The sequence below is a fragment of the Microbulbifer sp. MKSA007 genome (assembly GCA_032615215.1).
GTDB lineage: Bacteria > Pseudomonadota > Gammaproteobacteria > Pseudomonadales > Cellvibrionaceae > Microbulbifer.
On sequence record CP128433.1, the window covers coordinates 1358329 to 1375222 of the forward strand.

Annotated in this window: 16 protein-coding genes; 7 read left to right on the forward strand and 9 right to left on the reverse strand. The window is 42.4% G+C overall.

What is annotated here, in order from left to right:
• Positions 1–149: 149 nt before the first annotated feature.
• On the reverse strand, positions 150–461 hold the full coding sequence (locus tag QT397_08720; protein WNZ57404.1) for a cupin domain-containing protein: 312 nt from the start codon (positions 459–461) through the stop codon (positions 150–152).
• 1701 nt (positions 462–2162) lie between these two features.
• Between QT397_08720 and QT397_08725 the strand changes: the two genes are divergently transcribed.
• Positions 2163–2819, forward strand: a complete 657-nt coding sequence (locus QT397_08725) for a class I SAM-dependent methyltransferase (protein WNZ57405.1) — start codon at positions 2163–2165, stop codon at positions 2817–2819.
• A gap of 602 nt (positions 2820–3421) precedes the next feature.
• Complete coding sequence (locus QT397_08730) at positions 3422–5362, forward strand: aconitate hydratase (protein ID WNZ58527.1); 1941 nt, start codon at positions 3422–3424, stop codon at positions 5360–5362.
• 56 nt (positions 5363–5418) lie between these two features.
• Here the strand turns inward: QT397_08730 and QT397_08735 are convergent, their stop codons facing one another.
• From QT397_08735 to QT397_08755, 5 genes are all read right to left on the reverse strand, one after another.
• A complete protein-coding gene (locus tag QT397_08735; protein ID WNZ57406.1) occupies positions 5419–6435 on the reverse strand; it encodes a patatin-like phospholipase family protein in 1017 nt (338 codons plus the stop codon).
• A 290-nt stretch (positions 6436–6725) separates the two neighbouring features.
• Complete coding sequence (locus tag QT397_08740) at positions 6726–7085, reverse strand: hypothetical protein (GenBank protein ID WNZ57407.1); 360 nt, start codon at positions 7083–7085, stop codon at positions 6726–6728.
• A 20-nt stretch (positions 7086–7105) separates the two neighbouring features.
• On the reverse strand, positions 7106–7678 hold the full coding sequence (locus QT397_08745) for a hypothetical protein (protein WNZ57408.1): 573 nt from the start codon (positions 7676–7678) through the stop codon (positions 7106–7108).
• A 599-nt stretch (positions 7679–8277) separates the two neighbouring features.
• Positions 8278–8751 carry an NYN domain-containing protein gene (locus tag QT397_08750; GenBank protein ID WNZ57409.1) on the reverse strand — a complete coding sequence of 158 codons (474 nt, stop codon included), beginning with the start codon at positions 8749–8751 and terminating at the stop codon, positions 8278–8280.
• A 343-nt stretch (positions 8752–9094) separates the two neighbouring features.
• Positions 9095–10039, reverse strand: coding sequence for an alpha/beta hydrolase (locus tag QT397_08755; GenBank protein WNZ57410.1), 945 nt, complete (start codon positions 10037–10039; stop codon positions 9095–9097).
• Between the two features lie 170 nt (positions 10040–10209).
• Between QT397_08755 and QT397_08760 the strand changes: the two genes are divergently transcribed.
• The gene (locus tag QT397_08760) at positions 10210–10938 is read left to right on the forward strand and encodes a WYL domain-containing protein (protein WNZ57411.1); all 729 of its coding nucleotides are present in this window, start codon (positions 10210–10212) and stop codon (positions 10936–10938) included.
• Between the two features lie 121 nt (positions 10939–11059).
• On the opposite strand, the gene csrA is transcribed toward QT397_08760, so the two are convergent.
• Positions 11060–11239, reverse strand: a complete 180-nt coding sequence (gene csrA, locus QT397_08765) for a carbon storage regulator CsrA (GenBank protein WNZ57412.1) — start codon at positions 11237–11239, stop codon at positions 11060–11062.
• A gap of 870 nt (positions 11240–12109) precedes the next feature.
• Here csrA and QT397_08770 point away from each other — a divergent pair.
• From QT397_08770 to QT397_08785, 4 genes are all read left to right on the forward strand, one after another.
• The gene (locus QT397_08770) at positions 12110–12607 is read left to right on the forward strand and encodes a hypothetical protein (GenBank protein ID WNZ57413.1); all 498 of its coding nucleotides are present in this window, start codon (positions 12110–12112) and stop codon (positions 12605–12607) included.
• A 434-nt stretch (positions 12608–13041) separates the two neighbouring features.
• Complete coding sequence (locus tag QT397_08775) at positions 13042–13269, forward strand: hypothetical protein (GenBank protein ID WNZ57414.1); 228 nt, start codon at positions 13042–13044, stop codon at positions 13267–13269.
• Between the two features lie 25 nt (positions 13270–13294).
• Positions 13295–13561: a hypothetical protein gene (locus tag QT397_08780; GenBank protein ID WNZ57415.1), complete on the forward strand. Its 267-nt coding sequence runs from the start codon at positions 13295–13297 to the stop codon at positions 13559–13561.
• Between the two features lie 514 nt (positions 13562–14075).
• Positions 14076–14753, forward strand: coding sequence for a hypothetical protein (locus QT397_08785; GenBank protein ID WNZ57416.1), 678 nt, complete (start codon positions 14076–14078; stop codon positions 14751–14753).
• A 262-nt stretch (positions 14754–15015) separates the two neighbouring features.
• Here QT397_08785 and QT397_08790 read toward each other — a convergent pair whose 3' ends face one another.
• Positions 15016–15753 carry a LytTR family DNA-binding domain-containing protein gene (locus tag QT397_08790; protein WNZ57417.1) on the reverse strand — a complete coding sequence of 246 codons (738 nt, stop codon included), beginning with the start codon at positions 15751–15753 and terminating at the stop codon, positions 15016–15018.
• Positions 15750–16781: a histidine kinase gene (locus QT397_08795; protein WNZ57418.1), complete on the reverse strand. Its 1032-nt coding sequence runs from the start codon at positions 16779–16781 to the stop codon at positions 15750–15752. The genes QT397_08790 and QT397_08795 overlap by 4 nt, the downstream gene beginning before the upstream one ends.
• Positions 16782–16894 lie beyond the last annotated feature (113 nt).

Here is a 16894-nt window from a genome sequence, read left to right on the forward strand (position 1 = left end):
ATAGTATTAGGATCATCATCGCGCCTCCAAGTAACATCTTTATCCAAAACGATATCTTAAGCTAATAAACTATATCTACCCTTTAATAGCTTAATTTTCAAGATTTATAGTTTTATACATGTAAATTGATCTGTAGTAGAAATTTAATCCTATTTATCTTTAAACCAAAATTCGATCTCATCGGTTTCGACATCAAATGTCGCAGAGTGTTCTACATGTGCTGGTACATGGTACCACTGTCCAATGCCAATCCGTTGGGTGGCACCATTCATGGTGAGTATTAGTTCCCCCTTTGTGATAACGCCATGATTATCTGTGTCATGAGTATGGGGTGGAATGAACGTTCCAGCTGGATATGATGCGAAAAGAACATCACTGTTTTCTGCCTTAAGCTTGTAAGCATCAAAGCGACCATCGTAGAGAGGTAATTCCTTAATTTTACTTGGATAACTGCCTGACATCTCTGCTTCCTTGTTGAGTGCGTATAAAATAGCTTTGGGTTAAAGGTCCTGTAGGTAGAGTAAATCACCGCCCTTATAGTTCCAAGACTATCTTTATTATCTTTGTAGTTGGATTTTTGATCTGTTCTTTTCTATTGGTATGCGAAAGGATGGAGTTTTGGGAATAGCGTGCTAGTTATTGGTCTAATTAAGAAGTAGCATGCCGTCAATAATGTCCCAATATTTAATGAGATAAATTGTTAGTGGAACAAAATGGAGTCAACATTAAGTGCTCAAAATCCATCTTACCCCACTCTCAAAAAATCCCATATTGACTACCCAATAGGAAGTGATAAATGAGCATGTCGTTACCCCAAGAGCCACTTTTATTTGACCAAATCTCCATTTCTCACGAATTCCTAAGTATATTAGTATTCCTATGGTGGTTAGCATCATAGGCTCGTAAAAATACCTAATAGGAGCATTGAAGGGAAATAGGAATAAACCGTAGATAAGCCTTCCTAGTCCCGGCGGTAGTATAGCTACCAAGCTCAGCATCATGCAGAGCATATGCTTTTGGGGAGACTTTCGGTACTGGAACCCAGATAACAGAGAGAATACAAAAAGTGGTAATAAGAATAAGTCAACCCAATATACAAGTTTAAATATTTCACTCTTCTCTAAGGTTGATTCAATAGTGCTGAAAAATGCCCAGTATGAAGTGCCTATAAATATTGTGGCAACGACAACTGACAGCCAACCTAGATATTTGTGAAGAGATGTGCTCCCTTTGAGCATTAAATAAGACTGTAAACACATGATTCCAATCCATAGAAGGGAAACTATTCCATGGATGTGATGCATTGTGGATAGGTTTCCGTAGGCCATAACATAACTTGGTGTAAATCCAAGAATAATGATTGCCGATAAGCCGCAGAACCAAAAGAAAAGTGACCTAGGATTCAAATAGCTATCCTCATGTACTTATACCTAAATTAAGAGGATTTTCTGTTTTAGGTGGTAGGGTTAATGGTTGGCAGCATCCTAGCCATACTGTTAGAATTATGCAAATATGTATCTCATTACAGGTCAAGCTAATAGGTCAAACCTAAGGGTTCATTGGGTTTGAACCGTCAATACTTATTGTAAATTTTTCAATTGAATAGCTATTTCCCGTGGTTAAAGATATAGCTTCTTATATATTGTCCTAAGGTAGCGTCCGATAAACTTAAACCAAATTAAGCTGCAGATATTTACTCTTTCTTATTGTTAAACTCAATAAATGAAATTAGCTTTAAACCTTTACTGAAAGCCCGAATACCTTAATCCTGTCACAATAAATACCCACATGTCCTTACGCAGCCTATCTCAAGAGAGGATGCATCATAGGGAATGGTTAAGGGGCAATCTCTATCCGGAAAAGGGAGGATCGGATGTCAGGTGTGAGAGCTTACTTGCTTATTACAACACCCTCAGAATGCATGCAATACAGGGTACTTATAAAATATATTTTTATTTTGAATTGATTTGCATTGCGCTAAAGGCCCAAAAGTATGTGCAGAATTTCTAAATAAATGTTCTATCTGCGTCTAATTTTTTCCTAAAATAATCAATATAGAGGTTGAGCAATAGCGTAGTGTAGAGTAAGTTGTATTTTATATTTATATTCAAAAAAACCGGTTGTCTGGTTAGTATTCTATTTTTGACGCTGAAGGAATAGTAATGTCAAAAGATCCAAAGCTCGTTGCTGAGCAGCTTAGAAAACCATCTGGTACATTGGCTTCAGAAACCGCGCAGCAAATGAACAAAGCGAATGAAGCAACGAATCTTGCCGCTTTAACAGCTCTCAATGTGGTAGATGGTGATTCTGTTCTAGAAATTGGTCCGGGCAATGGCAAATTTGCAGTCGACGTAATTCGTAAGGGATCTAGTGTCCGCTATACCGGTATTGATTGGTCGAGTGATATGGTTGCAACCGCAAAAGGCCTAAATTTTGAATATATAGAGTCGGGGCAAATGGACTTTTTAGTTGGTAGCTCAGAAAGCCTGCCGTTTGCCGATAGACAGTTCGATAAGATTCTAGCCGTACACACAATATACTTTTGGGACACCCTAAAAACTCATCTAGCAGAGATCTCCAGAGTACTAGCATCTAAAGGAAAGTTATGCCTGGCTTTTGGCGATAAATCTTTTATGCAAAATCTACCATTCACTCAATATGGATTCAGGCTGTTTGATGAGGGTGATATTTGTGCCCAATTGTCTGATGCTGGATTTAAAGTTGTATCCCGTGGGAAGCACAGTGAGTATGGAGAAAGTAATACAGGGCAGCTTGTGGAGAAGAAAATTAATATAATTGTGTGTGAGTTGAATCCATAAGCAATTGCCAATCTTGGAAAATTGTATCTTTCCGAAGAACACTTTTTATTTTGGCTGATTAAACCCCTATCTAATAGTGATTACCCCCTATCGAGTATATGTAGCAGCATTTACTCAGTCACTTGCCAGAGATTACAAAACTGCGGAAGCAAACGGTTCAGGTAGCTCTAGCGTATGTTAGGGCTACTAAGAGTCCGGGGGTATAGCATTGGCGCTTACATAGTCCTGCAGCTATAACGGTGCTTCAGCCGAGGAAGCTAGGGAGCCTCTGAATAACTCCGTAATGCCTCTGCGGGCCTTGAAGGCTGCAGATGTTAGGCGCAGCTCGCCGGGAATGGCCGTAGCCCTTTGCAAGAGCTGCAACGCAGCAGCTGTGGCCTTCAAGGACCGCCCTTTGGGCTTGCAGAGCGATTCACACTCCGCGTTGCGACTTCTTGAAAGGTCTAGACATTCCTGCGAAGCCGCGCCTTGATTGTGAACCGCTCTGCATGCCAGAGGTGTCACGGAGTTATTCAGAGGCTCCCTAGAGCTACAATGATCAAGATCTAGTTACATCAATACTAGAAAGCTCCAGCTCACTCACCGGGTACCCCTTTATGCCTATGAATCTCGCGCAGAAACTTATCCAAAGCCACCTTGTGAGTGGATCAATGGAGCCTGGCAGCCCAATAGAGATAAAGATAGATCAGACGCTAGCTCAGGATGGGACGGGAACACTTATCATGTTGGAGCTTGAGGCACTTGGTTTGTCTCAAATCAAGACCGAGCTTTCAGCACAATATGTAGACCATAACCTGTTACAGACGGACTTTAAAAACGCCGACGATCATATATTCCTGCAAAGTGCCTGTCGTAAATTTGGAATTTGGTTTTCGCGGCCCGGTAATGGTGTCAGCCATCCAGTACAGATGGCTTGTTTCGATGTGCCTGGTAAGACGTTACTTGGTGCCGATAGCCATACTTGTGCAGCGGGTTCTATGGGGATGCTGGCGATTGGAGCCGGTGGCTTACAGGTAGCAATGGCCATCGCAGGCGTCCCTTTTGCACTGAAAATGCCCAAAATACTCGGTGTGAAGCTCGAAGGTGAGCTGCCGCCATGGATTAGCGCTAAGAACATCATTCTGGAAATGTTGCGTCGGCAGACCGTCAAGGGCTGTGTCAACAAGATTGTTGAGTATCACGGCCCAGGTCTAGCCCATTTGACTGCGATGGATCGCCATGTGATCGCCAACATGGGGCAGGAGATGGGTACCACTACCAGCGTCTTTCCTGCGGATGAGGCTGTGAGAGCTTTCCTTAGACAGCAGCATCGTGAAAGTGACTTTGTCGAGATGAAGGCTGATGAAGGCGCGAGTTACGACGAAGAAGATACTATTGATTTATCAACTCTCGAGCCGCTAATTGCTTGCCCATCAAGCCCAGACAAAGTTGTGACGGTCCGAGAAGTGGCGGGCCGTTCGATCTACCAGAGCTATATAGGCTCTTCTGCCAACCCTGGATTGAGAGATTTTGCGATACCGGCACGTATGGTTTCAGGTCGCCGAATAGCCGATGACGTTTCCTTTGACATTAACCCGACCTCACGTCAGTTGCTCGAAGAACTCAGTCGGAGCGGCGATCTAACAAAATTGCTTCAAGCTGGAGCTCGTTTGCATCAGACAGGATGCGGCGGCTGTATTGGCATGGGGCAGGCTCCCGCCAGTGGTGGTATCAGCCTACGTACAGTCCCTCGCAACTTCCCCGGCCGCTCCGGCACCGCAGATGACCAAGTCTATTTGTGCAGTCCCGAAGTAGCCACTGCCAGTGCGTTGAGAGGGGTGATCACCGACCCTCGTGACCTGGATATGGACTACCCCAGCTTCCATGAGCCGGAATATCTACCTGATATACGTCCGTTATTACAGCCACCTCAAGAAATCCCAGTAGCAGTGGAGTTAATTAAAGGGCCAAATATCAAGCCCCTTCCTGATTTCGAAAAGCTACCGAAAATTTTAACTGGCCCATTATTGCTGAAAGCAGGGGACAATGTTTCCACAGATGAAATATTACCTGCTGGAGCAGAAATCTTACCGCTACGCTCAAATATCCCCGCCATCAGCCGTTATACATTCTCACGAATCGATGAATCGTTTTATGATCGGGCAGTGAAGCTCAATGGAGACTGTTTTGTTGTCGGTGGTGAGAATTATGGACAAGGCTCCAGCCGTGAGCATGCGGCAGTATCTTCACGCTTTCTTGGGGTAAGGTGCATAATTGCAAAAAGTATGGCCCGTATACACCGGCGTAATCTTATTAACTTCGGTGTGCTGCCATTGCTATTTGAGAATTTTGATGATTACAATCTTCTTCAACAGGGGGTAGCTCTTGAAATTGACAATCCAATTGCACAGATAAAGTCAAACAGTTCAATTAAATTAATAATTAAATCATCAGGAGAATGTATTAACTTGCGGAGTGATTTGGCTAAGGACGAAATTGAAGTGTTGGAAGCAGGAGGTATGATTAATCAGGTAAGAGAAAAATACCTAAGCTCTAATAAGTAGAATGACTTTCTATAGCTGTAATTTGATAAAGTCAGCGCTGGTCCCGATCGGTAGCATTACTGATACCTATGGCTCCCTTGGTTGTTGACTAATATAGTAGCTATTTCTTCCAGCTCTTTATCAAAATACTCTGCATTCCTTTCTCCCGCTTTTTTTAACTTCTTCAGGTTTTCTGGTGTCGCATTGTCCATAGATGAGTCAGCAGCGTAAAGCTTTGGTTGTATCCGGTAGTAATTTGAATTCTCTACGGTAGAAGAAATTTGCTTCATATAGTAATGAACCATTTGCGCGCTTCCATTTACGGCGATATCAATGGCGGGCCTTGCCCAATTGAGTATCCCCCAATCTTTAACCTCCTTGTATTTGTATCCTGAAAGTTGCCTGCCGGTACCCAGAGATACAATAACCATATCTTTCATCCCAGAGACCCCACTGAATTTGATGGCTTCGGAGTAGGCGCATAAAGCAGGATCACTGGCTACCATGCCGCCATCAATTAAAACATATTTATTGTTGGATGGAGGTAGTGAAAAGATACGTGCTGGCTCAAAATAGGTTGGTACCGCGGTGCTTCCGAGTAGAAGGTCTTTAACCAGAAAGTCTTCATTCTTTACTATGGCACAATGTTGCCTAAAAATGATTTGTTCCCGCTTTTTGATATCATAGGAAACAAAGCAGCAGGGCTTTAATAGATTACTAAGTTTCATTTTCCCAAAGAATTGCGATAAAACCCTGTCCAACTCCATGGAGCAGTACTTTTCCTCCTTCAATAACTTTAACTTTTCTAGAAAAGGCCATGAGCCTGAGCCAAATACCTTCTCGCCTTCCTTAAGGTAGAGGCTGACAGCATCCTGGGCAGAAAATTTTGGTTTTCCTTGCTTGTTAGGACAGATGTAGGCGGCACCTAATATTGCACCGGTACTTGTTCCGGCCACCAGGTCGAAGTACTCGCCTATCCTGGCGTCAGGATTGCCTGATTTCACCTTTAGCTTGTGCTCAAGGGACACCAGTATCTGGCCAGGCAAGATTCCCCGGATTCCTCCACCATCGATAGAAAGGATTCTGATAGCCATTGCTGATGCCCTCTGGCTCCGTAGATTGTACGCGACCCTAGAAACATAGCATTTGGTAACAGGGGTAATACTTCATATACCCTGAATACCACTAAAAAAGCATATAATATCAATAAGTTAGGCGCACCTATCACCATGCTGAGTTTATTAATATGGTTAAGGTAAAGAAACTAATATAAGGATTGATAGGCATGGGAATTAGCGGGTCTCTGAGCTGACGCCTAAAGCTCAACGGCTAGAGTCTCGTGGAGTTAGTCGGAACATAAAATTAGATTCTTACGCAACGCCGATTACTGTGCACCGGTGCAGCCGTTTGAAGTCTCTATGGTATATTGGGCGACTCTCAAGCTATTTTTATAAGTGATGCTTGCAATACAAACCGTATCACCTGGGTGTAGGTTCATATCGCTGCCCACATCAATCACCTTGCGATTCTTCAGCTCTACTTGATATTGGTATTTTGGTATGTGAGCAGCATTGGAGCGACCAATATAAAACTTTGATTTGATTGTACCATTTTGCTTTACAACCTTCTCGGTGTTACTGGCAAGGTTAATAACATGAAGTAACACCAGTAATAGAAGGAGAACTATTAGGCTAAATCCTTTCCACTCCCTAAAGTAAAATAATAGAATCTTAAGTGTTCTCATTGAGTATATATAAAAATAAATTATTCCTTAATTTCAGAGTCAAGTATATTTAGGAGAAAATTTGCAGTTCTACTAAAGTCCCTTTCCACATAGGGAGCAACACTTAGTCCATTCCAGCGCTGAACGGCCCTTTTTTGGCCTCCATAGGCAGCCTCAATATAAACGGTCTCCCCATCGAGCCCCAAAGGGCATTTATTAGGTTCGGAGGAATCTATTTTCGTTGATAATTTTGGAGGCTTGGCACAGTACAAATCAATTAATCTATCATAACTTTCTAATTTAAAGAGGTTGAGATCCTTAAATTGGGAAACCATGTCCTTGTACTGGGATAACGATAGAGGATATTTACCATGTACATCTAGTGTCCCGTCATGGCGTTGGTAAACCGTTGTTATCTTGGCTTGTCCGAATGATGGAGCAAAAACAATACGAAATCCTGCAACATACTCAGGACTTAGGCCGCATAGTAGCTGAGCATTGAATTTTTTGAGCTGATTTTTATAGCGATCTGAGTCTCCGTCGCTAGTACAATTTATACCTCCTGCAAAAACTGCTGCGGGGATAAGTGTAATCAAGAGTACCAATATACGCATAAAATCTCTAAACGGTACCATTTAGCTTTTCTAGTTTTTGACTATGGGGATTGTGAGGGAATCTTATAGATCACATACTGACGCCCACGATAGTCGATACCTTCTGAAAGGTAAAGCCATCTTGATACGGCGACTTTAACGGGGGTATCCCATGCTTTATCAGATGAACCTTCGATCTTTATTTCCCCAGGAACAAGACCTCCTCCTTCAGACGTCGTTTTCTCCACCAGTCTAAAGGACACGACTACGCATACGGGTAAGTTCCTGTTAGTGCCTATTGGACGCAGTGGTGCGACCTTTATTACTGGGTTGGCTTTAGATTCAGGAATGTTGAGATTTAATTTAGGGCAATTATTTACATCCCCTCTTGCTATAGAAGCCATAGAGAATAGGGTCAAAATTATAACTAATGAGCTCTTCATTTGTTGACGCCTTGAGCCTTACTAAGGTGTAATTAGATAGTATAAAAGCCAATAATAGACTTGTCTGTTGACTAATAGCATAGGTATTTGTTCTAAAATCACATAAGTGACTAGATGGTTATTTTGAGTGAAATTTCTTTAAGGCCACTGAACACCAGTTAGTAGCCTTGGTAGTTATTACAGCAATAACCTATCTTCAATTGGAGTGAATTTGCTCGCCGCATTAATTAATGCTCCAGCCGTCAATTCCGGAACACCATATACTTCAACTTTCTTGCCTCTATCTAACCTGAGCTTATGGGCAAGAATGTCAAAGTCGCCATCTCCTGACACTAAAATCACTGTATCTACCGAGCTTGAATATTCCATAGCATCAATAGTTATGCCCACATCCCAGTCGCCCTTGGCTGATCCGTCGGATCTTTGGGTGAAGGGCTTTAACTTCACTTCGAAACCAATCGACCTTAAGATGTTTTGAAATTCATACTGTTTTCTATCACCACGGTCGATGGCGTAAGCTATGGCTTTAACAACTTTTTTACCCCCTGTCACCTTCCGCCAAAACTTGTTGTAATCAAAGTTTCGTTTATAGATTTGTCGACATGTGTAATAAACATTTTGTACATCAACAAATATGGCAACCTTTTCCATTTGGTAATCCAGTTATTATAAAATTCTGAAATTGACAGTGAAGTTATGATCTGCCTGCATCAGGGTGGATGCATTAAGCCACTAGTTTTACATACTTAAGCGATGATTGTCAGCCAAAATTAGAGGTGAGGAACATCTCGGCAGCAAAGCCAATTTATCAGTATCTGATGAGTTGTGTCGAGATATATAGTGCTGAGCAGTGGCCTTATGAAGTAGCATGTCTCGCATATATGCACATGCTATCCCCAGACGGCCACTTTACAGTGGGTATCCTACCGTGAACGCCTTCTTTGCGGGATTCTGTGTGGATAATCAGAAAGGAAATTTTCTAGAAAAATGGATACTAAGTAGCGGATTGTTGTTCCAGCCAGTTTAAAATCACTTGATTGGTTTCTTCCGGTCTTTCCTGTTGAATCCAATGGCCGCAATTAAGGTTCACCTCATCTACATTGGGAACGAAATCTTTGATATCTGGAGACCTAGGTATCAAATCATGATCGCCGTAAATCATAAGGGTCGGCTTTTGGATAACTGGGTCTACATCTGCCAAGATGTGCCAATTGCGATCCAGGTTTCTATACCAATTTATGCTACTTGTAAAACCCGTTTTTTCAAATGCGGAAACGAATACAGCCAGTTCACTATCATTCAGCAAGGGGGCACCAAGCGGTGATACTGCTCTCGCGAGATTGATCATTACCATACCAGGCTCCGGCGGTGTAGGAGGTACGTCTTTGCGGAGCAAATTACGAAGAAACTGGGAAGCGTTCTTGTCCAACACTGCGTCCGCAACACCTGGCTGCCTATTGAAGTGCACAAAATAATAATCGCTCCCAAGGAGTTCCTCCATAATCTCGATCCAAGGTTTTTCTGTTCGGGCTTGATAGGGCAGTGCGAGGTTTATAATTTTATTAACACGGCTTGGATGTAATAGCGCTATTCCCCAAACGACCATTGCACCCCAATCATGACCGATGAAGGTTGCATCTTGGTATCCGTAGTGATCCAGAAGTGCAGCTAGATCGCCGGTTAATTGTTCGATGTCATAGCTGGTTACTTCCGTTGGGCAGGATGAGTTGCCATAGCCTCGCTGATTGGGAACGATAACGTGGTAGCCCGCTGCGGCGAGAGCGGGTATTTGGTGGCGCCAGGAAAAGGCATGTTCCGGCCATCCGTGACAAAGCACAACGGGGTTTCCTGTGTTCTGTTGGCCCGCTTCAAAGACCTCCAGCTCTATGCCATTCACTGAGATAAGAGTAGGTGTGGGGAAATCGGGTATTCTAGACAATTTACTTCCTCTTTTTTGGGGAGGCCTTGAGAGCTGCTGTTTACCAGCAGGCTCCGCTCTCTATCCTTAAGGGTTGTTCCAACTTCAACATCCCTTTGCTGGATCGTGAGTGCATAGGCTAGAATCTAATGGTGCCAAAAACTGTCACCATTTATTAATGTCTGTGTAAAATGAATGTACGTCTCCGACAAGACGCCATAGTGCGAAGCCTTCGGCGAAAGGGCACTTTGACGATTGCCGATTTAGCCGCTGAAGTTGGCGCATCCAGGCGCACCGTGCTGCGTGATATCAGCTCATTGCGGGATGAGGGTTTTGTTATCCGTTCTGAACCTGGCCCTGGGGGCGGCCTGCAACTTGATCCGCAATCGGTTCAAACTACAGCTCGGCTCTCGGTCGCTGAGATTTTTGCGTTGCTTATTAGCGTTGCATCCGTGCGTGCAGCAGGGAGTTTGCCCTTTTCGGATCTTGCGGATGCCGGGCTGGCAAAAATAGAGAAGGCTTTACCCGTTGATAAGGTGCGTGATTTACGCAGGTTTATGGATTGCCTGTACATCGGTAAGCTTTCGCCGGAGGTAGACGTATCTAATGTCGGAGAGATGTCGCCCTTACTACTGCCTACATTTGAAACGGCTTTTCTTCAGCGACTATACCTGAGCTTCCAATATCGTGATGCAAAAGGGGCAGTAACTAGCCGTGTTGTTGAACCGCAAGCTATGTTGATCTTGCCACCCTTATGGTATCTGGTAGCTTGGGACCCTGCTCGCAATGACTTTCGCCATTTTCGAATGGATCGAATTAGCCAGCCGGAATACCTTCAGGATAAGAAGTTTCGAAGACGACATATAGTCTTCGAAGATGGCGTATCTCCAATTCGTGATAATCCCAAAGTTTCAAAATGATTGGGTTCTTGACGGTAAGTATGATTGCTCCCGCGAAAGGCCAATAATTGGTGGCAGTGTAACTCCTTAGCTTACTCGGCTCTGCCCCCAATAATTGGTCCAGGTTTTCCGCTTACAGATTTTACTTGCCTATCTTCTGTTCTCTCTGGATACGGTTATAAATTTCTTCGCGGTGGACGGCTAAAGATTTGGGGGCCTTTATTCCTACTTGTACTTGATTGCCTTTAACGTTCAATACAGTGATTGAGACATTAGCCCCAATTCTGAGGTTTTGGCCAATTCGGCGAGTCAAAATCAACATATATTATTCCCTAATGATACTCAAACCATGGGTAGCCTTCCCGCAATGGGAAAGCTTAGAAAGAAAGTTGAAGAGTGAAGGCGGGGTGGGGCACGGGAGCGGTAGGCATAAAAGTAGAAAAGACGGACACAACGCTGCCAGAACCTGAGTAATTGCCTCAAGTTACTGAATGTGCTCCACTTTATTGAAGGCGAGCGGGTTTCTAGCGTATCATCCATACAGCCATCTTGATAGGTCGTTTATCAATTTGGTTAGCTGGCCCCTGGTGTTGGTAGCACCTTGGGTCAGCGACTTTTACTTACTTTTATGTCACGCTACCGTTCTCCTTTGAGGGAATAGGCAAGTTATAAAGTTCTGCAATATTTTGAATTCGACTTTCTCACAAATAACACTGCTCAACAGCGATCAAAATATCGAGAAATATTCACTTACCTTACGCAGTTTTGTTGCTGAAAACAATCTGAATAAATTCCAATAAGATCATTTCAGCGCCTATCTTTCCAGCTGTATTTAAGGTTTTAAAATATGCTACCTGCTGTTTGAGTTTGATATTGTTGGGCCCATGGTTGATCTAGATTAAATTGGCTAAATTAAATCACTGGTATACATCGCAAATATCTCTTTTGATTTTTGTAAGTAAGTAGGTATCTTAGTTTAAGGGTGGTTTGTATTTTTCTATTTTATTTTTGGGGCTCTTATCGCAGTAATTATGGTCGCGAATTGAGATTTACGAAATGGCACAAATTGAAGTAATCTCACTCTTCGTTAGGTTACAGTGCTGCAGGATGTGGAGTAGGTGCTTCAGCTGTTGAGTTAAAAGATATAATCTAGAAAGTATTGAAACTTATAAACATTTAAAATATAGACGGTATGAGTACACAAGATATAGAAAGCCGGCTTCTGGGCATCAAACAACAACTTAAACGGCTGAGTGGTTTGGATCAGGATTGTTCTCTCTTTGGTGCAGAGCGCTGGAAATATAACTTCCGTCGGTTTTCGGAGGAAGAAGTTAACGGTATCGAGAAACAGTACAACATTTCTTTACCGCAGGAGTTTCGAGCCTTTCTTCTTGAGATTGGTTTTGGGGCTGCGGATTCTTATGGTGCTAATGTAGAGGGTCTTCCGCACTACTACCAGGATGATGAAGATGAATACCCGATGTCAGAAGGCACCATTGATATTGCAGAAATAGGCTGTGGTATTGAATTTATGTTAGTTATTAACGGTGTTCATCGTGGGGAAGTATGGGTTACTCAGAGTTACCGGGAGCCACAGCCTTGGTCTAGTAGCTATCTTAACTGGTATGAAGACTGGCTGGCTAAAAGCCTAGAGAGCTTAGAGGTACCGCAAAACCCTCCTAAAGGCTGACTACCCAAGCATTCCCCAAATACTCCTGGTAGCTAGCAGGATACACATTGTTCTACGACAACCCCTCTGCTTCTCCCTTGCATTGAGTTGAGCGGTGTAGCCTGTGTACTACTCACCGGTGTTCCCTCACCTCAAGCCTTGTTAATCATTTTTTAATCAAAAAATAGATCGCTGATCGTTTCTTATACAGCCTATGGCTTGTCCCAGCACTTTATACGACTGGGTTGCCAATACACAGGAAGTGTATATCTGCGGATATGGGCGTAAGCGGTAATTCCCCACGTGCCAAACTCCTTGATAACACTGGTAATTTTGCGTGCAGAAGGACGATATGGGCGGAGTGGCGCGTGGACTGGCGGCAATAGTGACTTGACAGTTCCTGAACCTCTTACCGTATACTGTATGCATGTACAGTATGTTGAGTGGAGGTGGCAATGGGAGCCAGAAATATCACTATTGACGGGGAGCCGATCCGGATCTGCCGTTACCGATCGGGTTATAACAACCGGCCAATGTACGCTATCTGTATCCTTAATTATACAAAATACGTGCGCAGCTTCTCGGTATCAGTGGAGATGAATCTACGCGAGGAGTTAGAGGTGACCCTGGCGCAAATGCGAGGAGTTGAGCGAAGTATAAATTGGATGGAAGTATCAGCTTAGGAATGTAAGGACTTAAGCTGTTTTTATGGATAAGGAGCAAATTATGGGAAGAAAAATCAATCGGTTCGCAATTTTTGCAGAGCGGGTTCATTTAATGAATGGTGGTGCAAAAAGCTTTAGGGATTCTGCACCCACAGAGGAATCCGCAAAGGAACTGGCAGAAGAAATTGCTAAATCTGAAAAAGCGCTGTTTTATTCCTGGTTACAAATTCTCGATATAATGACCGGAAGTTATACAGAATACTCAATCAAGAGGGGTGGGGTATTGGAAGAAAGGGAGTGTCCCGAATAATAGGAGCCTGGTAACTAAGGTAGACTTAATGAACGAAGACAGAGGGTAGAAAAAGTAAGTAATAGTTACATGTATAGCGTGAGTAATTTAAAGTTCAGGTTAAGGCAGGTTGTGGTTTGATAATCTACCGGGTGACCAGAGCTATTTACAGGGGTAAAGTTGAATGGCTCTGGCTACGGCACAGTTAGAAAAACTCCAAGCTGAAATTGATTAAAATCAATTTCTGAAAAATATCATTAAAATAAAGCCCCTTTGTACATAATCAGGCTCAGTAGTGGTAGAGTCTAGTTCTAACAGAAATAGAACGCTGGCGGTCAGTACCTAACTTATCCATCTACTCAATTTACGAATGAACCGATGGTTATTAGCAACTAACTGGATGGTAAGCACACATAGTTAACTTCACTCTCGACTTTCCTAGCCCAGGAAGTTTCAATCCAATAGTTTTCTTAAGCAGAAAAGGCATGACAGCGATAAAGTTGTGCCGTTGGCAGTATTTATAGGGAGCCTCAAAATGGCAAATCGTTCTTATCTTTATAGCCTTAGTAATCAACCTAAATCCTATTCAGACCGCCCCGAGACTATCTCAGGCTTATCTGAATGGCCATATAGTATTCCCTTCACCTACCGTGTACTAATGTCCGGGAATCCCAATCTGTGCGCGTCACTGGTCTCGGATGGCTTTGAGGACGATTCACCTGATGATAAAACTCAACTTTATGCTATTAGTAGTGACTTTGAGGCAGGATTTGCGCGGTTAAAGAAATTTGTTGAAGTTCTGCGAGTTATTAGCAAAGACATTACGGATCTGCCGGATTCAATGTTAAATGAAACGTTAGAATTCCTTCAAGAGCATAAGGATAGGCATCTACTGCTTGAGACTATCGAGCTCGACTGTATGGATGACTCTGAAGAGTCAGTCCTGCGTGGCTACGTTGAATCTGAAATTATCGCTTGCCGTGAAGCTGGAGCAGCTATTGATGCACTTCCTGAAGACCCAAAGGTATCGGCTGATATTGTAAAGAGTGCAGCAGAAAACAATTCAGAATCTGCTTTAAGTCCATTTTATGGGCTCCAGTTCAATGATAAATTTGACAACGTTGAGAGTGAGCCTCCGGTGGGTTTGTATTGGAGTGATATCCTTTATTACGATTTAGAGAGCAAAAAGGAATTTGAAGAGTCTCTTGAATAATTGAATATCGAAACTCTTGTTTTTACTTAAAGAAATGCTGAGCCGGTTTTAAAGGTTTCTGTTTCTTTACCAATGTATTAAATTGGTTCAGCACTTTATCTTTGTCGATATGAGTTATGATGTTGGAATGATTACTTGATAGTGCTTATGAGGTGGTATCAAGAACGTACTTGCCAGTATTCCAGATTAAACTCAGCCCGATTTCCATTTATGGTGTAAGCACGGTCTAATCATGTAAGAATAAAGAAACAAATAGCGATTTCTAGCTTCCCTGCTCGAATATCATTTTCAATCTATCGGCTCCGGATCGGCTAGATATTAAAGTGGTTTTCTGTTCGTCATCAATAATCACCGCCAATTTTCCATTTAAATAACGCTGAATTTCCGAGACTCTGTCCAGGTTAATCAGATAGCTACGATGTAGGCGTAGAAATTGATCTGGATTAAGCTTTTGCTCCAGTTGATCTAAGCCCATTTGTAAGGGTTTGATGCCTTTCTCTGTATGAGCAATAATTGAACCTTGTTCAGACTTAATATAAGAAATATCGTTCAGATCAATAAAGGTCATGCGATCATCGCACTTACTTACGAGGCGCTTTAGTGCTATCGAATCACCCCCTACCCGAGTACTGTTATGAATAAGTTTGATTCGCTTCTCAGCTTTTTCAATGGCAGCTTTTAAGCGTTGCAATGGGAAGGGTTTAAGCAAGTAATCTATTGTATCGTGGTTAAAAGCATCAATGGCAAATTTAGAATACGCAGTTGTGAAAATAATATAGGGTTGGTAAGTTAGGGCATCTAGCACATCCAATCCACTAAGATGAGGCATTTCAATGTCCATCAGTAGTAGTTGTGGTTGATACTCCTCAATCAATGTTAATGCTTCCAGTCCAGATTTTGCTTCTGCAACCAATTCAATAGAGTTAATAGTTGCCAGCTGAGCTTTTAATTTATTCCTTGCCGGTGCTTCATCTTCGGCAATAATGACCCTTAAATTCATACAGACATCTCAACTTTAACGTGGGCACCGCTTTTATTGCTTAGAGTAAGTTTTCCATTTGGTCGTAGCTCAATGCGCTGGCGCAAATTATGAATTCCAGTTCCCTGTGAGTGGATAAAACTAAGAACGCTTTCCTGAAATCCATATCCGTTATCTGAGACTTCAATAATTACCTTGTCATTCTTTAAGTAAATGCGACATTGAATATGTAAGCTTTCTATTGTACGGCAATGTTTGAAGCAATTCTCAAAAATTGGCTGTAATAATAGGGGAGGGATAGAGATATCACTGGCTCTTGGGTCTACCGTAATCTCTACTTTCAAGTTATCACCAAAACGTACTTTTTCTATTTCTAAATACTTATTAATCAGTTCAATTTCTTCTTTGATTGTAGTTTCTTCTAGCTCGCCAGTGTCGAGAGAATATCTCAAAATATCTGCTAGTTTATGTAAAACTTCATCAGCAAGGTTTGGATCGCTATGAATATAGGAGGAGATAGTATTAAGACTGTTAAACATGAAGTGTGGATTTAGCTGATAACGTAATGTTTGTAATTTTGCTTTCTGCATGGCGAGCTTTTGCTCAGAGGCTTTATGGCGGTATTCCAGCATGGCGTAAGAACAGTATAAACAGGTAGCCCACATTAGCCCATTAAAGATAATGCCCAGTCCCATATTCAAGCCGCCTTCGACATTAAAGGCGTACTCTATAAACCAGCTAACGCACTGATTGCCGATAGTCATATGGACTACCAGGATCATCCACTCGATTAATAATGAATGATACCCTCTGCGTCTAAGGCGCAATACAATGAGAGCTGTGGACCAGGTGGGTAGCCAATAAAAGAAAACAAACCATATCGGAGCACCAGTGAGAGCACTACTAACCGAGCTTATATCTCCTGATTCAAAAAAAACAAATACGCAAGCTATATCTAGTAATAGAACGACGACAAATGATTTCGCGAAGAAAGGATGCTTGAGATCTTTTAGTATTGACATAAAATATTGATGAGCAATAGCTATCATAGCTTATTCTGGATTGGCCAATTATATTGGGATTAAATAAGATAAGATAGTTTTAATTCAAGCCCGCTTGATATGTTTGCTTATTAGCTAAAGGTGTGTATCAGCACCCATAA